At 61.5% G+C, this 20,682-nt stretch carries 19 protein-coding genes and 1 pseudogene; 5 read left to right on the top strand and 15 right to left on the bottom strand.

Going from position 1 to position 20,682, the window contains the following annotated elements; all coding sequences use genetic code 11:
* Positions 1-54 precede the first annotated feature (54 nt).
* From tal to msrB, 5 genes and pseudogenes are all read right to left on the bottom strand, one after another.
* Positions 55-1,083 (bottom strand): transaldolase, encoded by a 1,029-nt coding sequence (gene tal, locus ACPPVP_RS19890; RefSeq protein WP_426537282.1) that lies wholly within the window; start codon positions 1,081-1,083, stop codon positions 55-57.
* A 113-nt stretch (positions 1,084-1,196) separates the two neighbouring features.
* On the bottom strand, positions 1,197-1,451 hold the full coding sequence (locus ACPPVP_RS19895) for a DUF2171 domain-containing protein (protein ID WP_426537284.1): 255 nt from the start codon (positions 1,449-1,451) through the stop codon (positions 1,197-1,199).
* A 34-nt stretch (positions 1,452-1,485) separates the two neighbouring features.
* Positions 1,486-1,665 (bottom strand): annotated as a pseudogene (locus ACPPVP_RS19900) (ergothioneine biosynthesis protein EgtB); the annotation flags it as partial.
* An 81-nt stretch (positions 1,666-1,746) separates the two neighbouring features.
* A complete protein-coding gene (gene msrA, locus ACPPVP_RS19905; protein ID WP_426537286.1) occupies positions 1,747-2,259 on the bottom strand; it encodes a peptide-methionine (S)-S-oxide reductase MsrA in 513 nt (170 codons plus the stop codon).
* A gap of 2 nt (positions 2,260-2,261) precedes the next feature.
* Positions 2,262-2,714 carry a peptide-methionine (R)-S-oxide reductase MsrB gene (msrB, locus tag ACPPVP_RS19910; protein WP_426537288.1) on the bottom strand — a complete coding sequence of 151 codons (453 nt, stop codon included), beginning with the start codon at positions 2,712-2,714 and terminating at the stop codon, positions 2,262-2,264.
* Positions 2,715-3,031: 317 nt separating this feature from the next.
* On the opposite strand from msrB, the gene ACPPVP_RS19915 reads away from it, so the two are divergent.
* Positions 3,032-3,718 carry a peroxiredoxin-like family protein gene (locus tag ACPPVP_RS19915; protein WP_426537290.1) on the top strand — a complete coding sequence of 229 codons (687 nt, stop codon included), beginning with the start codon at positions 3,032-3,034 and terminating at the stop codon, positions 3,716-3,718.
* Positions 3,719-3,780: 62 nt separating this feature from the next.
* Here the strand turns inward: ACPPVP_RS19915 and ACPPVP_RS19920 are convergent, their stop codons facing one another.
* Positions 3,781-4,806, bottom strand: coding sequence for a LysR family transcriptional regulator (locus ACPPVP_RS19920; RefSeq protein ID WP_426537292.1), 1,026 nt, complete (start codon positions 4,804-4,806; stop codon positions 3,781-3,783).
* A 542-nt stretch (positions 4,807-5,348) separates the two neighbouring features.
* Here ACPPVP_RS19920 and ACPPVP_RS19925 point away from each other — a divergent pair.
* From ACPPVP_RS19925 to ACPPVP_RS19935, 3 genes are all read left to right on the top strand, one after another.
* Positions 5,349-6,299 carry a helix-turn-helix domain-containing protein gene (locus tag ACPPVP_RS19925; RefSeq protein ID WP_426537294.1) on the top strand — a complete coding sequence of 317 codons (951 nt, stop codon included), beginning with the start codon at positions 5,349-5,351 and terminating at the stop codon, positions 6,297-6,299.
* 214 nt (positions 6,300-6,513) lie between these two features.
* Positions 6,514-7,059, top strand: coding sequence for a carboxymuconolactone decarboxylase family protein (locus ACPPVP_RS19930; RefSeq protein WP_426537296.1), 546 nt, complete (start codon positions 6,514-6,516; stop codon positions 7,057-7,059).
* Positions 7,060-7,099: 40 nt separating this feature from the next.
* Positions 7,100-7,462: a DUF488 domain-containing protein gene (locus tag ACPPVP_RS19935; protein WP_426537298.1), complete on the top strand. Its 363-nt coding sequence runs from the start codon at positions 7,100-7,102 to the stop codon at positions 7,460-7,462.
* Here ACPPVP_RS19935 and ACPPVP_RS19940 read toward each other — a convergent pair.
* The 8 genes from ACPPVP_RS19940 to ACPPVP_RS19975 form a co-directional block, all read right to left on the bottom strand.
* Entirely contained in the window at positions 7,459-7,956 is a 498-nt protein-coding gene (locus tag ACPPVP_RS19940; RefSeq protein ID WP_426537300.1) for an OsmC family protein, read from the bottom strand. The two genes, ACPPVP_RS19935 and ACPPVP_RS19940, sit on opposite strands and share 4 nt — an antisense overlap.
* A gap of 447 nt (positions 7,957-8,403) precedes the next feature.
* On the bottom strand, positions 8,404-9,090 hold the full coding sequence (locus ACPPVP_RS19945; RefSeq protein ID WP_426537302.1) for an antibiotic biosynthesis monooxygenase family protein: 687 nt from the start codon (positions 9,088-9,090) through the stop codon (positions 8,404-8,406).
* A 186-nt stretch (positions 9,091-9,276) separates the two neighbouring features.
* Complete coding sequence (locus tag ACPPVP_RS19950; RefSeq protein WP_426537304.1) at positions 9,277-10,023, bottom strand: ferredoxin reductase; 747 nt, start codon at positions 10,021-10,023, stop codon at positions 9,277-9,279.
* Positions 10,016-10,621: a sulfite oxidase-like oxidoreductase gene (locus ACPPVP_RS19955; protein WP_426537306.1), complete on the bottom strand. Its 606-nt coding sequence runs from the start codon at positions 10,619-10,621 to the stop codon at positions 10,016-10,018. The genes ACPPVP_RS19950 and ACPPVP_RS19955 overlap by 8 nt, the downstream gene beginning before the upstream one ends.
* Positions 10,622-10,773: 152 nt before the next feature.
* Positions 10,774-11,358, bottom strand: coding sequence for a DUF1003 domain-containing protein (locus ACPPVP_RS19960; protein WP_426537308.1), 585 nt, complete (start codon positions 11,356-11,358; stop codon positions 10,774-10,776).
* 81 nt (positions 11,359-11,439) lie between these two features.
* Positions 11,440-11,721: a DUF427 domain-containing protein gene (locus tag ACPPVP_RS19965; protein WP_426537310.1), complete on the bottom strand. Its 282-nt coding sequence runs from the start codon at positions 11,719-11,721 to the stop codon at positions 11,440-11,442.
* A gap of 588 nt (positions 11,722-12,309) precedes the next feature.
* Positions 12,310-13,194 (bottom strand): LysR family transcriptional regulator, encoded by an 885-nt coding sequence (locus ACPPVP_RS19970; protein WP_426537312.1) that lies wholly within the window; start codon positions 13,192-13,194, stop codon positions 12,310-12,312.
* 27 nt (positions 13,195-13,221) lie between these two features.
* Positions 13,222-13,515: a hypothetical protein gene (locus ACPPVP_RS19975; RefSeq protein ID WP_426537314.1), complete on the bottom strand. Its 294-nt coding sequence runs from the start codon at positions 13,513-13,515 to the stop codon at positions 13,222-13,224.
* Positions 13,516-13,839: 324 nt separating this feature from the next.
* Between ACPPVP_RS19975 and ACPPVP_RS19980 the strand changes: the two genes are divergently transcribed.
* Positions 13,840-20,145, top strand: a complete 6,306-nt coding sequence (locus ACPPVP_RS19980) for an AAA family ATPase (protein ID WP_426537316.1) — start codon at positions 13,840-13,842, stop codon at positions 20,143-20,145.
* Here ACPPVP_RS19980 and ACPPVP_RS19985 read toward each other — a convergent pair.
* A complete protein-coding gene (locus ACPPVP_RS19985; protein WP_426537318.1) occupies positions 20,111-20,500 on the bottom strand; it encodes a response regulator transcription factor in 390 nt (129 codons plus the stop codon). The genes ACPPVP_RS19980 and ACPPVP_RS19985 overlap by 35 nt on opposite strands.
* Between the last annotated feature and the right edge of the window lie 182 nt (positions 20,501-20,682).

Here is a 20,682-nt window from a genome sequence, read left to right on the forward strand (position 1 = left end):
CACCACGATCATCACGGCTCTGCGTTCGCTGTCGGCCGTGGCGACGTCGCGGACTCACAGGAGGCGTTCTGCCGTCCTGCGGCGGAGCGTCTTCAGGTCGTTCGCGAGCACGCGAATGCCCTCGGACAGCTTCTCGGTCGCCATCGCGTCCTCGTTCATGATCCACCGGAAGGTTGTTTCGTCCATCGGACCCGCGGGGTCCAGGTGTTTTATGTCGACGGCGTCTTCGCTCACGAACCAGTGGCAGATCCCGTCTTCCGCCGTCCGAAGGGAGCGTGGCTCTGCGGCGGTCGGCGCCAAGACGCGTTTGAGCTCGCCCCCCTCGGACGCAAGGGCGTCCATGAGGGTTGGCGCGATCGACAGCCGATCGCATCCGGCCAGCGCCTCGATCTGTCCAGTGTTACGAAATGACGTGCCCATGACGATCGTCTCGATGCCGTTCGACTTGTAGTATCCGTAGATGTCCCGCACGGACCGGACCCCTGGATCCTCGTCGGCGGCGAAGTCCTTTCCACCAGACTTCTTGTGCCAGTCGTAGATGCGGCCCACGAACGGCGAGATCAGGAAGGCGCCAGCTTCGGCGCTGGCAATCGCCTGCGCCCGGTTCAGCAGCAACGTCATGTTGCACTTCACACCCTCACTTTGGAGGATCTCTGCAGCTCGTATTCCCTCCCACGTCGATGCGAGCTTGATGAGCAGGCGCTCGGGTCCGACGCCGCGCTGCTTGTAGCCGTCGATAATCTGGCGCGCCCTCGCGACCGATGCTCCGATATTGAACGACAGGTTGGCGTCCACCTCGGTGGACACAAAGCCTGGCACGAGCCGCAAGAGCTCGACGCCGACGGAGACTGCGATCCGGTCGGCAGTCGCGGCGGCGACCCGTGCAGCGTCGCCGCTCCGTTTTCGTCCCCATGTCAACGCTTCTTCGACAACATCCCTGTACTCGGGATTGTCGATAGCTTTCAGGACGATCGTGGGATTCGTCGTGCAGTCTACCGGCTTGAGACGCGACACCGCACCAATATCCCCCGTGTCGGCGACCACCGTTGTCATTGCGCGTAGTTGATCCAGCTTCGACGCCAAGGCCTTTTCCTCTCGATGTCGGCTCAAGCCGTGCATGCGCCATGCCTGCGAAACCGATTTCCTGTCGTCGGTTCGCGCTTTTTTATGCCTCGCGCGTGGCCAGGGTCGTCGGGTCAGACGGGCTTTCCCGACTGCTCCTCTTCGAACGTCACCGCTACCGCCGCGTTTGCCGAGAGGCGAACCCTTTGCCCCTCGACGTCGGCGACCAGCCCGAGGTCGATGAAATGCGCGTGGTCCTTGTGCTGGCCCTCGCCGCTGTCGCGCTTGGCGAGCCTGATGCGACCGTTCGCGACACCGTCGACGGTGCCGACGTGAACGCCGTCTGCGCCGATCACTTCCATGTTCTGGACGATCTTGTTCGTGGTCATCTCGTCTCTCCTTGTTTCGCCGACTGTGGCGAAGCTAAGCGTGCTCCGCCAGCCGGAGTCCCGCGATTTGCCAACGCGTGTGCGCCGGGGAAAAAGTCCGGTAGCTCGCGCCGACGGTGTGACGCAAGAACCGCCCCGCAGCACGAACTGGCCGGACATGAATTTTGCCGTTGTACTCGCCGGCCGCTCCCTCGACCGCGCGGAAGCGCAAGTATTGGCGAGGATGCGTCAACCCTCGTTTCACGGAAGCGAAGTAATGCTGTGTCCGCCGCCGTCCACACGTCCCTGCGCCGCCTCAGGCGGCGCTTCTGCGCGGAAGCTTCCACTGCGGGCGGACGAAGTGGCAGGTGTAGCCGTTCGGGTAGCGTTCCAGGTAGTCCTGGTGCTCGGGCTCGGCCATCCAGAAGTCGCCAGCGGGCGAAACCTCCGTCGCTACTTTGCCCGGCCACAGCCCTGAGGCCTCGACGTCGGCGATGGTGTCCTCGGCGACGCGGCGTTGTTCCTCGCCCGTGTAGAAAATCGCCGACCTGTAGCTTGCGCCTCGGTCGTTTCCCTGCCGGTTGGGCGTCGTCGGGTCGTGGATCTGGAAGAAGAACTCCAGCAGGTCGCGGAAGCTCGTCTGACTCGGGTCAAACGTGATCTCGATCGCTTCCGCGTGCGTGCCGTGGTTGCTGTACGTGGCGTTCTTGACGTCGCCGCCCGAGTACCCAACCCGCGTTGAGACGACACCGGGCAGGCGTCGCACCAGTTGCTGCATTCCCCAAAAGCAACCCCCTGCCAGGATCGCGCGTTCTGTAGTCGCTGCCATCGTCAAGCCTCCTGCTTTGCGAAGAGCTTTGCGTACTCGCCGTACCCCTCGCCCTCCAATTGATCGCGGTGGATGAACCTCAAGGAGGCCGAGTTCATGCAGTACCTCAACCCGCCCTTGTCGCGCGGCCCATCCGGGAAAACGTGGCCAAGGTGGCTGTCGCCGTGCTTGGAGCGAACCTCCGTCCGTGCCATGCCGAGCGAGCTGTCAACGTTCTCGACGACGTTTGCGGCCTCGAGGGGCCGCGTGAAACTCGGCCATCCCGTCCCGCTGTCGAACTTGTCGAAGGATGCGAACAGCGGCTCGCCGGAAACCACGTCGACGTATAGGCCAGACTCCTTGTTGTCCCAGTATTCGTTGGCGAAGGGGCGCTCGGTCCCGGCAGTCTGCGTGACGCGGTACTGCTCGGGAGTCAACTTCGAGACCGCTTCGGGGTTTTTCCTGTAGGTCGGCATTCGCCGTGCTCCTTTTGTTCAGAATTGAAGATAGGCACCGGATGGTCGACCGTCCAATCACTTCCGGCTATCGAAACGATGCCACGCGGATCGACACCAGGAGGTGTTTCAATCCGCCGGGGCCGATCTATTGGCCCAGGCGACGGGTCTGACAACTGCGGGAACAGGACCTTGAATCGGCGCTCGCCCGACTATTCCCAAAGATAATTCGTCAACCACTTCCATTCCAAAGTTGAATTTTCGTTTTCCAGAACGCACGGTCACCATGCAAGAAACTAACGCGGACAGCGCGAGGGGCGCCATTGGGGAGAACTAGAATGGACGACGAAGTTTCGAAGGGGCGCCCGGTCAGTACGCCGATCGAAGCCTCCGCGGAGACCTTGAGCGGCTTTCGCACGCTGGACATCCGAACCGACCGACTGCTTTCATCATGGCTGCGAGAGGCGGGCGTTCCTGAAGGCGCCCTGAAGGCGAACGAACCTGCCCCCGATTTCCTTCTCCCCGAGGCAACTGGAAAGCTCGTTTCATCTTTGGAATTGCGACAAACTGCACCGTTGATCGTCACCTTCGTTTACGGGACCTGGTCCCCATTGTGCGCAGCTGGACTACTCGCTCTTCACGGGGCCACCTCCAGTATCCGCACTGCCGGCGCCAGAGCAATTGTCATAACGCCCGAGACTGGAGACTTGCCACGAAATTTCAAACGCGATCACCGACTGGATCTGGAAATCCTCTCCGACCTAGATCTTGGGGTGAGCCTTTCGTTCGGCCTGGTGTCCGTGTTGCCGGTGGAGATAAAGAGCCGTCTCTTGCGGCGCGGCCTTGATCTCTCCGCTCCCTATGGCTTCTCCTTTTGGATGTTGCCAATGCCGGCCACCTATGTCCTCGACCAACGAGGGATCATCCGTCGAGCGTGTGTCGGGCCGGACTCCATCACGGGAGCGACGATCGAAACCATGCTTGCTGCACTGTCCGAATTGGATGGGCCTAAGCCTCGTCCTTAGAGCCTGACCGGAAATGAGATGAGGTCAATTCAAGAGGCTACAGCGGGGCGACTGCAACTGCGTCATGCCCGCGACAAGCTTGGGCATGAGGAGGCGGGACCGGGGCTCGTGATTTGGATCAAGGAGCCTGCACCTTGTGCGTCAGCTTTGCGAACATTGTCCTTGTTCGAGGCAGGGGCAGATGCGCGGCCGAGTTTGTCCAGCGCACTCGTCCAGTCGCGAACACGAGCAACCTTGATAAAGGCATCAAGCGCCGGCGAATACTGCCTCCCCGCCACGGCCAAAAGCTGCACCTCGTGCCGGACGGGGTCGCCCTCAATTGGAATGGCGGCGAGCGACGGCAGCCTGGCAGCGTGCTCTGGCGCCAGGATGGCCCCAAAACCGGCGGATGCCATTTGCTGAAGATGCCTTTCCTGATCGCTCCTGTGCACAACTTTAGGGCCTGGATGGTCGGCAAAACAAGCCTGCTTGAATCGGCCTGCGACGTCGCATCCGACCCTTTCGAGAAATACCACCTCATGCAAGTCTTGGAGCGGGATAATGGTTTGCCTCGCCATCGGATGTTTCCGAGACAAGACGAGCACGTACCGCTCCTCGAAGAGCCGCCAGCGATCGATACGCTCAGGTAGCTCCACGGCGTCACCGACGAGTGCGGCATTGATCTCGCCATCCAAAAGCATCGCAACGAGCCCGTCGGCATCCGCCTCGCGCAGATCGACTCGAAGATCAGGAATTATCCTGGCAAGTTCCAAGAGCAATTCCGTAATGAGTGCGGCGGAGACTGACGGCACCAGCCCGATCTTGAGCGGGGCGATTGTCTTCTTTTGATAGCCTCGCGCCTGAAGCCGTACCGACTCCGCGGCGGCAAATATTTTCTCCAGCGTGGGCAAAATCATCTTGCCCAGCTCGGTGAGCTGGGTGAGGTGACGTTCACGGTGAATCAACGCGCCACCGAGTTCTTGCTCCAGTTTTTGTACCGCCTTTGTCAGCGCCGGCTGCGTCACATTGCATTGCTCCGCAGCTCGCGTAAAATTGAGTGTCCTTGCTAGGGCTAAGAAATATCGCACCTGATAAAACTGCAGCTGCATGCTCATACTCGAAAGATTTGCCGTGGTTCGGATCGTTCCAGTTCCTCCTTGCCATAGTAGGGAGGGGCGATGGGCAAGCGGTTTGTTGCGGAGCTTCCGCGGAAACAGATATTGTTCGCCGGCTCGGAATTGTCGACTCGCGTCTTGCGGTTTCCTACTAACGTCGCGGTTGCGTGGAACATCATAGGCGAGACCAGTTAAATCTCAGGGTTTGCATCGGGATCGGCTCGGCCATCTTTTCATCGGGTATTTTTTGCGCATTTAGGATCTCCTTAAGGTCTCAGTTCTCGACGGTTGGAATGAGGGCCGCGGCAAGCGCGGCACGCTCACGCTCGTCAAAGAGGTTTCTAGCTTCCGCCCAGGCCGCTGGTTTGGGCACCGTCCTAGCCATAAGGATTTGCAATTATGAGTGTACTACGCGATGACTGCGCTCCCCAGCGACCGCGGTGTCCTGTCCCAACACTAGGACACCAGCTTAATCAGAGGGTCCGAAACACATGTCCGATAGTCCAAATCTTGTATTGCCTCGATCCGATCTCGATATGCTGATGGCAACCTTGGATGTCGACGTCATTGGGCTCATCGAGTGTTTGGTCAGTCCAGGTTGGCGCCTTTCATTCGGGAGCGCGGATGCGCCGGCTATCCACTACAATCTTTCCGGGACCGGACGAATGGTCGTGGATGGTTTCTCCGCATTTCCTCTGGTACCTCACACCCTTGTCATCACACCGGCCAAGAAGCCGTTTCACATCGAGGTCGATGACTGCACGGCGGCCAGGACAGTGAATGTGGTCGAAGCGCAATGGGATCCGCGCTTCGGCGAGCGTGTCCAGCGATTCGTCGCCGGGGACGTCGGCCCGATGGTCGTGCTGATCTGCGGGTACTTTCGCGCCACCTACGGCTCGTCGATCGACCTCTTTGCAGGCCTTTCCACGCCGATTGTCGAGCGCTTCGAACCCGGCGATGAACTGGGGTCAAAGTTGCAGGCTGCGTTGGCAGAAATCAGCGGCCGGCAGGTTGGAATGCAGGCGATGACGACCGCCATCCTGAAGCAGGTCCTCGTCACGCTCGTCCGTCGGAGTCTGAATTCGACCAGCGTTTGGCTCGAACGCTTTTCTATCCTGAGTGACCGTCAAATCGCTCTTGCGTTCGCTGATATGGTGGCGCGACCATCGGCCGATCACTCTGTCATGGCCTTGGCGCAGAAGGCTGGCTTGAGCCGATCCGCATTCATGGCGCGTTTTGCGCGCGCAATCGGATGTTCGCCAATGGTCGCGCTCCGGCAAATGCGGATGAAGCGTGCAGCCGATATGCTCGCCGCGAGGACATTTTCAGTTGAGCAGATCGCGCGGGCGGTCGGTTATAGGAGCTGCAGCAGCTTTCTCCGTGCCTTTCGCCAAGTGCATGGATACGTCCCGGCAGAATCTGAGGGTGAAGGGCGCTCCGCGCCGCCAGCTCCTCCCCGGTCAGCGCGGCGGGTCGGGCCCAGCTGAGGACGAAGTCCGGGATACGTGACATTGGTGCGCCGGTCGGTACACAGCCGATGACCTGCTGTTATCGATTGTATGATCAAGAAACATGATCGCCGCGGCGCGACGCGCCCTAGTCTTCGGGGCAGTCCAGTGGCCGCCACTGGCTGAGACGGTCGGTGTCAGTGCCATCGTCACCAATCGAATAATTGTTTGTGGTCTACAGAAGGAGGCTCAAATGCCCCGTATTGCCATTCCGAAACGCGAGGACGCCCCCGCAGTGTCCAAGCCGATCCTCGACAACGTCGACAAGATTCTGGGCTTCGTGCCCAACCTGCACCGCCTCATGTCAATCAGCCCGAACGCGCTCTCCGGCTGGGCTACCCTGATGGGATCGCTTGCGAAGACGCTGGACGTCAAGACGAGAGACGGGATCGCGTTGGCGGTGTCGGAGGCGGACGGGTGCGACTACTGCCTGGCCGCGCACAGCTTTATGGCGGGCAACCTGGCCAAAATCCCGGCGGACGAAATCGAGCTGAACAGGGAGGGCCGCTCGAGCGATCCGAAGCGCCAGGCTGCGGTCGCCTTCGCGAAAGCGCTCATCGAGACGCGCGGCAAAGTTTCCGACGCCCAGTTTGCGGCGGTCAGGGATGCGGGGTGGACAGACGCCAACATCGTCGAGATGATCGCGCTGACTGCCCAGTTCCTGTTGACCAACTTCATTAACAATGCAGTGCAGACCCCGATCGATTTTCCCGAGGTCAGTCCCGCGAAGGCAGCCTGACGCGAGGTGCCTTCCTTTGGAGGGAGGGCTGGAAAATCCAATGTCTCGACGCTCCCCGCGGCTTGGTGTCAAGCGCGTCTACGAGCCGCCCGAGGCCTCGGACGGCACGAGGGTGCTCGTCGACCGCATCTGGCCGCGCGGGCTCACGAAGGAGCATGCCAGCGTCGACGTATGGCTGAAGGACATCGCCCCGAGCGCCGGTCTCAGGACCTGGTTTGGCCATGACCCGAACCGCTGGCGCGAGTTTCACAAACGATACTTCGAGGAGCTCCGCGCCAATCACGCCGCAGTCGAGCACCTCACGGATCTTGTATCGACGGGCAAAGTCACGCTGCTCTTCGGCGCGCACGACACCGAGCGCAACAACGCCGTGGCGCTCGCGGACTATCTCGCGGCACACTAGTCGGGGTCGATGTTCGGGATCGGAAGCTCGCGCAAGTCGTCGTCATAGCTTGCCGCCGGTCCGACGCCGACGTTATCGTTCGTGCGGATGTCGGCGCTGAGGCCGAGCGTCCGCCCGATGGGACACATGTTCGCAGCCTGCATCAGTTGGGCGTGCGCCTCGTCGCCAAGGTTTCCTTCGAGCCTGATGGAGCGCTCGAAGGAGTCGCGGCCGCCATCCCCGCCATGGTGGTACGACACGGCTACCTCGACGTGGGAAAGCGGGATTTTCCGCCTTCGCGCCTGCAGCCGTATCGTCATCGCCGTGCACGCGGCGAGCGAAGCGCTTAACAACTCGTAGGGGTTCGCCCCCACCGCCGTGCCGCCCCTGCCGTCGGGGCCGCCGATCGAAAACACCGATGCGCCGGCACGGCCGTTAAGCGTGCCAGCGCCGTCAAGGTCGCCGGCCACCTCCGCCTGTGGGCGGGGAGCTCCATCGTCGTTCGAATTCGTCATCGTGCTTTCCTTTTCAGATTCTGACAGGGCCCTTGGCTGGCCCGTTAGAGCGGGTCGCGGCAGTCGAACAGTTTACACGGCATCTTTGCGGGAGCCTCCGCGCTTCGGCGCGGTCTCGCGCTCGCTGATGAGGATAAGCACGTAAGCGCTGATCACCCACTGGACGGCAGCGAAGGACGCTTCGACCGACCGCCCATTCGAAGGCAGCGAGGCTACGATGTTCGAGGCGAACACGATGGGACGAGGCGAACGACGCCGTTAGCAGAACTTGGAATTTCCGCGATGCCTCGGCGCCTCGCTCGTCCACTGCGCTCGTCATTTCGGCGGGTCTCCTTGACCGTTTCGTCGCTGCCGCCTCGCGAAGCGACCTTTACTGCTCCAGGGCTCGCGCCTTGGTGAACGCAGGGTGGAACTCGCAGTAGGTTGGATCTCCCCGATGGAGCGGTGTCAGTCGTGAAGGGTCTCGCCGCCCTTGGCGTCTGCGTAGTACTGAGGCGCCTCGCGACGGTCGTATTTCCCGTAGTCGCGCACGATCCGCACTCTCCGGACCCTTGCATTGTCATTCGGCTCGGAAGCGTCCTCGTATGCCCGCGCTGCAGCGGCGTCTTTCCAGGATATGAGGAGAATCAGCTCGCCGGGCGTAAGTACGGCGTCGAAGATGTCCCAGGACGTGCTGTCGGCGGCCCACGGATTCAGGCCGAGCCACTCGGCGCAATCGTACGGGTTGTTGGTCTGCTTCCACTCCGCGGGGCGAGTCGCGTTGATCAGTGTAAGCGTTGTTCCTTCCCCGACTTCGGTTTCGTCGAGCCTCTGCTCCGTGAGGGCGTACCCCGGCGGCACTTGATTGTCAGCGGTGATCTGGCCGACGCGCAGGTGGTAGTCAGCGAGGATTTCGTCGCGGCCCTTCTGCTGGACCTCGTGATGGCGCCTGCGGGTGCGCCAGCGGACGAGTGACTTCTCGTCCCGCCAGTTCGAAAGCGAAAGGATCCAGCCCTCGCGGGTCAAGCTCTTGTACCGGATGTTGTCAACGAAGCCCTCTTCCTGCTCCAGCTCGGAGCGCAGCATCTTGGCGTTGTCGAGGTAGTCATCCCAGTTCTCTTTATGGGGGAGAACCTCAAAAATCACTGAAAACATGTTCAAATCCCGCTTTTAGAGTGCTGCTGCGACGCAGTCGATCTCGATGTCGAAGTGCCCAGGCCAGGCGTGCCGCCTTCACGGCAGAAGACCTTCAGCCGTCGACATCGATCGTTTTGGACAGCATCCGCGTGGCTCCTGTTGCCTTCACCGACACGTCTCTCGCAAAACGAAATGGATCGTCTCTCAAGCGCCATAGCGTTCGGTCTTAATCGCTCCGGCTCCCAGTCCCAAAGCGAGCGCGGCGTCCACCGCGATGTCGACGAAGGCGTTCGACCCGCACACGAAGGCGCAGCCGGGGGACTCAGGCAGCCTCGCCGCGAGGTCCGCAACCATCCTGGCGTCGATCCGCCTGCTGAAGTCGGTGCGGCGCGTGGCAGGCTCGCGTGTCAGCGCCAAGGCGAGCGCGAAATCGGGAAGCGACATTTCGAGCTCGAGGAGCTCGTCCCTGAACAGCACGTCACCCCAGGTCTTGGAGGAGAGCGACAGCGCGACAGGCACCGGCTCGCCGCTGGCCTTCCGATACCGGATCATGGCCATGAGCGGTACGACGCCGGAGCCGGCGCCGATCAAGAGCACTGGTTTGTTGGAAGACCCCGGCCAGAGAAAGTGTCCGCCAAGCGGCCCGCGAAGCTCGATCGTGTCGCCTACTTGGGCGACGTCGTGGAAGAACGGGGAGACCTCGCCGTCCGGGAGACGCTCGATCGCCAGCTCAATCACCTTGGAACCGCTCGGGGCCGAGGCGATCGAGTAGCTGCGCATGGCATTGTAGCCGTTGGGCGCGGTCAGCCGCACGTCAACGTGCTGTCCGGCCGCATGATCGAACGTTTCGGAGAGGCTGAGAAAGAAGCTCTTGATAGCCGGCGTTCTCGTCGCGATCTTGACAATCGCACAGCTCTGCCATCGCGCGGTTGCGGCAATCGCTTCAGTCATTCGTATATCGCTGCTCATTCCACGGATCGCCGTACATGTGGTACCCGCGCAGCTCCCAGAAGCCGGCCTCGTTGCGCTCCGTGAACTGAAGACCGTTCACCCACTTCGCCGACTTCCAGAAGTAGAGATGCGGCACGATTAGGCGCGCCGGCCCCCCGTGCTCGCGCGGCAGCGGCTGGCCTTCGTACTTGAGCGCGACCATCGCCTTCCCCGTTGCGAGGTCGGCGAGCGGCACGTTGGTGGAGTATCCGTCGTAGCAATGTGCGAGCGCGAAGGGAGTGGGTGCGGTAAGGCCAGCGTCGGCGAGGATGTCGTCGACGGCTACGCCCTCCCAGGCGGTGTTGAGCTTCGACCACGAGGTCACGCAGTGGATGTCTCGTATCATCCTGGTTCGTGGGAGTGCGTTGAACTCAGACCAGCTCCACGCTTTGACCGGACGAGGTCCGACCTTCAGCGTGAAAGTCCAGTCCGCGGGATCGATCCGCGGCGTGGGTCCGGCCGTAAGCACCGGGAAATTGTCGACGAGGTGCTGTCCCGGGGGGATCCGGTCCGATTGTTCTGATCCGGATTGGCGGCCTGTGAAACCGCGAGTGACCATGGCGGATTTCCTCCGTTGGCGGGTGAAGGGAGCTTCTTCCCGCACAAAAACGCTAAGCTGTTGTGCACCGGATGAGCACGGTACCGTCGAAGCATGGAATTTCGCGCGGCGAATGGGAAATGACGTCACGCCATGAAGTCGATAGCCGCTCGTTATGACGGCCGTCCGCCTTCCGCATAGGGCTCGCGTGCACCCGAAGCCGAGTCCTCCAGCAGCTCGGCCAGCATCCTGACGGCCTCGGTGAGCTTCAGGACTTCCCGCTCGCGGAGTTGGTCGATCTTCTCGTGCAGCAACTCTATCTCGAGCTCCGCCTTCACGTTGATGCGGTAGTCCTTCTCCGCGGCCTTGCGATCGATGTCCTGCTGCCGGTTCTGGCTCATCATGATTACCGGCGCCGCATAGGCGGCCTGGAACGAAAGCGCGAGATTGAGAAGAATGAACGGGTAGGGGTCCCAGCCCCTGATCGCGCCCACCAGGTTGGCGGTTATCCAGACGATCAGGATCGCGCTCTGGACGATGATGAAGCTCCACGATCCCATGACGGTGGCGACCGCGTCCGCTATCCTTTGCCCCGGCGTCAGTCGCGCAACCGCCGGGGGCTCATCCATGGCCTGAAGCCGAAGCGAACGGCGCGCTCGCCTGAGGTCGGCGAGCAGGTCGTGCTCAGCCGGCTCCATGCCGCCGGGGTCTCCCGCCTTCTCTTCCACGCTGCCAGCATCCGTTCCGCTCGATTGCACGGTCGATCTCGTCTTTGTGCTCGTCTTGCGCGACCCAGCGCGCAACCACCACGTAGCTCATGTCTCGGCCTTTCGCTCGTGCTACCTGACGTCAACGCCGTTCCAGAAAGCCACGTAGTCCTTGATGTTCGCGGCCGCCGTCGACGGCTCCGGGTAGTACCACGCGGCGTTCTCGTTGGTCTTTCCGTCCACCACCAACGAGTAGTACCTCGCCGTACCCTTCCACGGGCAGCGGCTCGTCGTCGAACTCGCCTGTAGGAATTCCTTGCGGACGCTCCCGGGCGGGAAGTAGTGGTTTCCCTCGACGACGACCGTCTTATCCGACTCCGCGATCGTCGCGCCATTCCAAGTTGCCGTCGTCATTCCCTGTTCCTCACCCTGCTACGGTTGCGATGACTCCGACGCTATCGCACGCCGCGGCCTCCGCGAAATAACGATCGCGAATGGATTGCATAGCGCTACGCTTCGCCGGGCCACGCCACTGTGACGCAAGCGCCCCGGCCGGACGAGTTGGACGCCATCCGGAGCTCGCCCCCAGCTGCCCGACCAGAGCCTTCAGCACCTTCATTCCGAGGTCGGCAGAGCAGCCGCCTTGGAAGAAACTCAGGACGAGGGGTCCGTTGCGGCGCAGCTGCTCGGAGGAGTGGAGACGGCCGTCGGCGCCTGGTGGGTGGAAGTCCGGCGCGGTGTCTCCGACTTTCAACGCGTGCGATGCCACATCTGTATCGCGCAGCCAACCCACGAGGTGGCTGTAGGACTCCCAGTCTGCGGCGCTGAAGGTCGTTAACAGCTCGGTGCGAATCTGGGCGAGTGTCTAGTCGATCTGGTTTGGCATCGGTAGGCCGTCAGACTGCGGATCGATTGGCTGGAAGCGGTTGGCCGCCGGCGTGCGTGTCGTGGTCATGCCGGCGCGCTCGCCACCTCCGGGAGCGTTGCGTGCAACATGCCCTGTTAAGGGACTTCGACCGACCAGTCGCGAAGCCGCGCGACCTTGACGAAAGCCTCCAGCGCCGGCGAGTAGCGGCGCCCCTGCACAGCCAGCAGCCGCACCTCCCGCGAAACCGGATCGCCTTCGAGCGGAATGGTCTTGAGCGTCGGAAGGCGCGGCATGTGCTCGGGCGCGAGCATCACGCCGAAGCCAGCCGCGGCCAAGTGCTGCAGGTGCAAGTCGTGACCGCTGCAGTGCCCGAGGCGGGGCGGCTCCTCGGCGAAATACGACCGTTGGATCTTCGGGGCGACGTCGCATCCGGCGCGTTCCAGCAAGACGGTCTCGCGGAGGTCGTCGATGCCGATCGAGGGACGGTTTGCGAGCTGGTGTGTCGGCGCGAGAACCGCGACGTAGCGCTCCTCAAACAGCGACCAGTCGTCGATGCGGGCAGGTATGTCCTGCACGTCCCCGACTATTGCGGCGTTGATCTCCCCCTCAAGCAAGAGGTCGACGAGATCCTCCGCTGCGCCCTCGCGCAGCTCGACGTGAAGTCCAGGGATGAACTTTGCGATCTCCGCGATCAGATCGAGGACGAGCGACACCGAGATGGAGGGAGCGAGGCCGATCTTCAGTGGCGCAACCTCCTTGCGTTGGAATTCTTGGGCTCTGCGACGCACCGCCGCTGCCGAGGTCAATGTGTGCTCCAGCATCGGAAGGACTTCCTTCCCAAGGTCCGTGAGCTGCGTCAACTGGCGCTCGCGGTAGATCAGCTGGCCGCCGAGCTCCTGCTCGAGCTTCTGCACCCCCTTGGTCAGGGCGGGCTGCGTGACATTGCACTGCTCGGCTGCGCGGGTGAAATTGAGTGTGGACGCTAGGGCTAGGAAGTAGCGAACTTGATGAAGCTCCATGGGTTGTTCTCCGTCAAGTGCTGCGGACTATACTGATGGGCCTTGCGTCGCCCCGTCTGGACTCGGGCGCTCGTGGTCGTTCACCAAGAGGGGGAAGGCGACCGCGGTGACTGTCAACGGCCGCCTGCTCGTCACCTTCAACGAGGTCGGGTTGGCGGCCACCGTCGCCGGGCTCGGGCTCGTCTCGATGACCGTAGGCGCCGCGAGCAAGGAGATTTCGGGGGTCTGTTCGTGCGCGTCCTCGTTGACTGGGTCATGGGCGAGGTCGAGCTGCTCGCCGTATTTCCGGCGCGCAAAGCTGCGAAGCCATCGCGCGTGCATTCGTCGACTTGCTTGCCTCAAGTTCCGTCATGATCTTTCCTTCCGGGTCGCAGTTGCGCTCCGAGTTCCCCCCGGGACCAACGGGCATGGCGCTTATTGAACCGCGTGTGCCGCCGTAGCGAGTAAAGCCGGGCAAATCGCTCCAAATTGCTGCTAAAAAGAAGGAGGATCCGCGTCCGCCGTATCCGGCAAGACCAAGGGACGGCTGGCATTTCTAGGGCGATGGAGTACGATTGCTCCAGGCTGGAGAGAGGCCGCGCGTGTGGCGCGCGAAGTGCTTGATCAGCCGACTTCAAACCGACGCCTGACACCGGAGTCTGACAGATGGTGCAGCAGTCGCTGAACGTCGCGTACTCGGATGGTGGCTCTCAGGTGTTGTGGGAGGACGGCGAGCGCGTGTTCAGCCGTAGCTGGCGACTAGACGAGAATGGCAACCGGCTCGCCGTGTTGCTTGTTGCCCCTGCCGGCGACCACGCGTCCCGGTCAAGACTCGATCGCCTCACGCACGAATACGAGCTGAAAGATGAGCTCGACGGAGCATGGGCGGCGCGGCCGCTGGCCCTCATGCGCGACGCCGGTCGGACCGTGCTGGTGCTCGATGATCTGGGCGGCGAGCCGCTCGACCGTTTGCTCGGTGGGCCCATGGAGGTAGGACGCTTCTTGCGCCTCGCCATCGCTGTTACGTCGGTTCTGGGCAAGCTTCATCAGCGCGGGCTCGTCCACAAAGACATCAAGCCGGCCAACATCCTGCTCAACGAAGCGACCGGCGAGGTGCGGCTGACCGGGTTCGGCATCGCCTCGCGCTTTGCGCGCGAACGTCAGTCGCCCCATCCTCCCGAGACGATCGCGGGTACGCTCGCCTACATGGCGCCGGAGCAGACCGGACGGATGAACCGCTCGATCGACGCCCGGAGCGATCTCTACGCCCTCGGCGTCACGCTGTACCAGATGCTCACGGGCGTTCTGCCCTTAACGGCGGCCGAGCCCATGGAGTGGGTGCACTGCCATATTGCCAGAAAGCCGGTGCCGCCAGGGGAGCGGTTAGAGAGTGTCCCAGCGCCCGTCTCGGCGATCATCATGAAACTGCTCGCCAAGACACCCGAGGATCGTTACCAGACCGCCGGCGGTGTCGAGCGCGATCTGCGACGCTGCGTGGCGGAATGGGAAGCGCGCCGTCGCATCGATGACTTCCCGCTCGGCCTGCGCGACACGCCGAACCAGCTGCTGATCCCCGAAAAGCTGTACGGACGAGATCGTGAGATCGCGACGTTGCTTTCCTGCTTTGACCGCATCATCAAGACCGGTGTGCCAGAGTTGGTGCTGGTCTCAGGATATTCCGGCATCGGCAAGTCCTCAGTCGTCGACGAAATACACAAGGTGCTGGTGCAGCCGCGCGGCCTGTTCGCGTCCGGCAAGTTCGACCAGTACAAGCGCGATATCCCCTACGCGACACTGGTGCAGGCTTTTCAAAGCCTCGTCCGGCCTCTCCTCAGCAAAAGCGACACCGAGTTGGCGAGCTGGCGCCACGCGCTTCTGGAGGCGCTGGGACCGAACGGGCGGCTCATGATCGATCTCATACCCGAACTCAAGCTAATCATCGGAGGCCAGCCGCCGGTTCCTGAGTTGCCGCCACAGCAGGCACAAAGCCGTTTTCAACTCGTATGTCGGCGCTTCATTGGCGCATTTGCCCGACCGAACCATCCACTGACGCTCTTCCTCGACGATCTGCAGTGGCTCGACGCGGCGACCCTCGATCTGCTTGAGGATCTGCTGACGCGTTCAGATTTGCGGCACCTCATGCTGATCGGTGCCTATCGCGACAACGAAGTCGCTGCCGCTCATCCGCTAATGAGAAAGCTCGACGCCATCAAGGCCGCCGGCGGAAAGGTCGTGGAGATCACGCTGTCGCCGCTCGCCCACGAGCACCTTGGGCAGTTGGTTGCGGATGCTCTTCGCTGCGAGTTGGAGCGGGCCGCGCCGCTTGCGAAGCTGGTGCACGTGAAGACCGGCGGCAATCCGTTTTTCGCCATTCAGTTCCTGTCTTCGCTCGCCGAGGAAGCATTACTCACATTCGATCATGATTGTGCGGGCTGGTCCTGGGATATCGATCGCATTCACGCCAAGGGCTACACCGACAACGTCGTTGATCTTATGGTCGGGAAGCTCTCCCGCTTGCCGGCCGAAACTCAGACGGCGGTGCAGTTCATGGCTTGTCTCGGCAGCGCGGCCGAGGTGGCCACGATTTCGATCGTTTTCGAGACCCCGGAGGAGCAGGTCCACGCGATGCTGTGGCCTGCGGTCCGTCAGGAACTGGTCGAGCGCCTGCCCGGCGCATACCGGTTCGTGCATGATCGCGTACAGGAAGCGGCCTATTCGCTGATCCCGCCAGAACGGCGCAGCGAGGTGCACCTTCAGGTAGGAAGACTGCTCGAAGCGCAGACTCCTTCCGAGAAGCGAGAGACGGCCATTTTCGACATCGTGAACCAGCTGAACCGCGGCGCGACCTTGATCACCTCGCAACGCGAGCGCGAGAGACTGGCCGAGCTCAATCTGCTCGCTGGCCAGCGTGCCAAAAGTGCGGCCGCCTACTCCTCGGCGCTGACCTACCTTGCCGCCGGAGCGGCCCTGCTCCCCGAAGATAGCTGGGAGCGCCTGCACGAACTGAGGTTTGCGCTGGAGCTGCGACGCGCTGAATGCGAGTACGCGACGGGGGCGCTTGCGCAAGCGGAGGCGCGCCTGGCGGTGCTGTCAACGCGCGCTGGTACGACGGTCCAACTCGCAACCGTGGCCTGTTTGCGGATCGATTTGCACATGACCATCGGTCAGCTCGACCGGGCCGTCGCCGTCGCTCTCGACTCCCTCCGCCACCTCGGGATCGACTGGCCGCCGGATCCGACTGAAGAGCAGGCGCGCGACGAATACGAGCGGATCTGGTCGCATCTCGGCGGCCGCACGATCGAGGAGCTCCGTGAACTGCCGTTGATGAGTGACCCCGACACACTCGCGACCGTTGAGATCCTGATGCGACTGGCGGGGCCGACTTACGTTATGGGCTCGCGGTTGTTTTCCCTCGCCAGCTGCAGGGCCGTGAGCCTCAGTCTCGAGCACGGCCACAGCGAGGCCTCGTGTGTGGCGTATGAGTTCTTCGCCATGGCGGCCGGGCCAACATTCGGTAAGTACGACGCCGGCTTTCGATTTGCCAGCCTCGGCAATGACTTGGCTGAAAAGCCTGAACTCAACCGTTTCCAGGCGAGAACGATTCAGACGTTTGGGTTCGTCACCCCCTGGACGCAGCATGTCCGGATGGGGCGTGACCTGCTGCGGCGCGGGATAGAAATAGCGGAACGTACCGGCGATCACGCGTTTGCGGCCTACGCCTGCGGTCAGCTGAACACCAATTTCCTGTTGGCGGGCGATCCGCTCGACGAGGCGCAGAGGGAGACCGAAAGCGGCCTAGAGTTTGCGGAGAAATTGGGGTTCGGCCTTGTTGTCGGTTGGATCACCTCGCAGCTCGGGCTTATCCGGACGCTGCGCGGGCTCACGACAAGGTTCGGCGCGTTTGATGATGGGCGATTCAAAGAGCTCGAGTTCGAGCGCCATCTGTCAAGTCAGCCGGCATTGGCCCTTGTCGAATGCTGGTACTGGATACGCAAGCTGCAGGCCCGCTTTTTTGGGGGTGACTATGCAGCGGCGGTCGATGCTTCGTTGAGGGCGCAACCGCAGCTACAGGCATCAATGTCAATGCTGGAAACGGCCGAATATCACTTCTATAGCGCGCTGACGCGCGCGGCATGTTGGGACACGGAAACAGCCGAGTCGCGGCAGAAGCACATCGAGACCCTCACGGCTCATTACCGGCAGCTCCAGATCTGGGCCGAGAATTGCCCGGATAACTTCGAGAACCGCGCTGCGTTGGTTGGTGCGGAGAAAGCCCGGATTGAAGGCCGCGCTCTCGATGCCATGGACCTTTACGAACAAGCCATCCACTCGGCACAGGCAAACGGCTTTGTTCATAATGAGGCGCTCGCCAAAGAGCTGGCGGCGCGCTTTTACGCCGCGCGCGGCTTCGAACAAATCGCACACCTATATTTGCGAAACGCCCGGGACTGCTACCTGCGCTGGGGTGCGGACGGAAAGGTAAGACAACTCGATCAGCTCAATCCTTGGCTGAGGCAGGAGCAGCGCGCGCAAGGTCCGACGGGCACGATCGAAGCACCAGTCGAATATCTCGATCTCGAGACGATGATCGAGGTATCGCGAGCGCTATCGGGCGAGATGGTTCTGGATAAGCTCATCGACAAACTCATGCGCGCGGCTCTCGAGCACGCCGGTGCCGGGCGAGGTCTCCTGATTGTGCCGCGAGGCGATGAGCTGCAGATACAGGCGGAAGCGATCGCTAGCCGAGAGAACGTAACTGTGCATCTGCGGGAAGGTTGCCCGATTGCAGCCGCGCTGCCGGAGTCGCTCGTTCGTTATGGAATACGCACTCAGGAAATCGTGATTCTCGACGATGCGTCATCTCACAATCCATTTTCTGCCGATCCCTACATCGTTGAGAGATATCTCCGTTCTATTCTCTGTTTGCCGTTAATCAACCAAGGAAAGCTTACAGGCATTCTCTACCTGGAGAACAATCTGACACCCAGCGTCTTTACGCCCGATCGCGTCGCTTTGTTGAAGGTGCTTGCGTCTCAGGCGGCGATCTCGCTCGAAAATTCGCAGCTTTATCGCGACGTCGCAGATCGCGAAGGGAAGATTCGGCGTTTGGTCGACGCCAACATCATTGGGATCATCATTGCCGACCGCGAAGGTCAAATTCTTGAAGCCAATGACGCGTTTCTACATATCTTAGGATATGACCGTGAGGACTTGTTTTCGGGCCGCGTGCGCTGGACCGAGCTGTCCCCGCCCGAATGGCGCGAGCGCGACATATTGACTCAGGCAGAACTGAACTCAACCGGGATAGTTCAGCCCTTCGAGAAGGAGTATATTCGGAAAGACGGCAGCCGCGTTCCGGTGCTTATTGGCGCCGCTCTGTTCAAAGAAGGAGGCGACGAGGGCCTTGCATTCGTGCTCGATTTGACAGAGCGCAAGCGAGCCGAGGACCGGCTGCGCCGCAGCGAAGCCTGGCTAAGCCAAGCACAGAGGCTAAGCCGTAGCGGAAATTGGGTCTATAGTGCGACATCGAAGCAGTTTATTTATTGGTCCGACGAGAGCTACAGAATCTGGGGGTTTGATCCGCTGCGGGGCCTTCCAAGCCGTGAGGATATGCGGCAACGCATCCACCCAGACGATCGAGACCGAGTCAGGCAAGCAGTTCAAGAGGCAGTGCGCCAGAAAACGGATTTCACAGCGGAGTTCAGAATCTTACTTCCTGATGGAACGGTCAAATACCTTGAAGCAACCACCCATCACCTGTTTTCTTCCGAGGGCGCACTGTTGGAGGGTATGACCTCAGCCGTCGATGTGACGCAACGCAAGCGTACCGAGCAAGCCTTGCGTGAAAGCGAGCGAAGTTTGCGCTCGGCGATTGACGGGATACCGGGCCTCGTTGCGATCTTGGCCCCGAATGGTGACCTCGAAGCCGTAAATCGTCAGATCTTTGAGTATTGCGGCCAGTCACTGGAAGAGCTGAGGAACTGGGGCACAAACGGAACGATACACCCCGATGACTTTCCCCATCTCGCTGAAGTCTTCACAAAATCGATCGCCGCCGGCGTTCCCTATGGGACCGAAGCACGCGTGAGGCGCTTCGACGGCGAATTTCGTTGGTTTGAGATCCGCGGCATTCCGGTCCGGGATGCCTCCGACCGCATTGTTCGCTGGTATTCTCTGCTCACTGACACCGAAGATCGCACACAAGCGTTGGCGCGGTTGCAGCAGATGCAGTCAGAGTTTGCCCACATCAACCGCGTGAGCATGATGGGAGAGTTAGCAGCCTCGCTGTCGCACGAAATCGCGCAACCGATCGCCAGCGCACGCAACAACGCCCGGGCGGCCCAGAATTTTCTGAAGATGCAGCGGCCGGACCTGGGCGAGGTCAGGGAAGCACTTTCCTGTGTCGTCGGAGATGCTGATCGGGCCGGAGAAATCATCGACCGCATCCGAGAGCAAATCAAGAAAGCGCCGCCGCGAAAAGAATGTTTTGATCTCAACGTGGCAATCAACGAAGTGATCGTATTGGCTCGAAGCGTGACCCTCAGGAATGGCGTTTCGGTACAGACCCGGCTTGCAGAGGGACTACTTTCGGTTCCGGGGGATCGCGTTCAGCTGCAACAGGTCTTACTGAATCTGATTCTGAATGCGGCTGAAGCAATGGGTTCGATGGAGGAAGGGGCGAGAGAGCTGTTGATCAGCACAGAGGAGCATCAAGCAGGCGTCGTCGTGGCCGTGCGCGATTCCGGGCCGGGCATTGATCCGGAGCATCTCGACCGAGTCTTTGACGCCTTCTACACCACGAAGCCCAGTGGAACGGGCATGGGGCTGTCGATCTGCCGGTCTATTATCCATGCTCATGGCGGCAAGCTATGGGCGGAGGCGAACGAACCCCGCGGCGCCGTGTTCCAGTTCACCTTGCCGGGAGCGGAAAGGGAGCTCACGACCCCTCCTCAGGCGAGCCTGCCGACCTGAGAGCCGCGCAAACACATCGTGTGAGATGGTCCTCATCCACCGGCTTACGCAGGTAACACAAGACCCCATCGTTCAGGGCGCGAGCCCGGTCAGCATCATTGGGAAAGGCCGTCACGAGGATTGTCGGTATCGCGTTGCCCGTTTCGATAAGTCGCCGGTAGAGTTCGAGCCCGGTCATAGCAGGCATATGGATGTCGGCGATCAGGCAGGCTGTTTCGGCAAGGCGCGGGGAGGCGAGAAAATCGGCCGCAGACGAGAAAATGTCGACCGTATAGCCCAGTGATCTCATGAACCTGCACATGGACTCACGAAGGAACCGATCATCTTCAACGACCGAAACCAGTACCTTTTTCATCATGCCGCCTATGGCCATTCGCTGGACCCGTCGTGCGGGCAGCCAATCATCTAATCATAGTGACGCTCCGCATCGAATTGCTTGATATATGAGAGGATGCCACCAGTGTGCCGCCTGTGCCCCGTAAACTTTGGCTTATCTGGACGATGATTGCGAAGCCAATCCGGCATGGCTAGTGATCG

The organism is Bradyrhizobium sp. McL0615 (genome assembly GCF_049993905.1).
Taxonomy (GTDB): domain Bacteria; phylum Pseudomonadota; class Alphaproteobacteria; order Rhizobiales; family Xanthobacteraceae; genus Bradyrhizobium.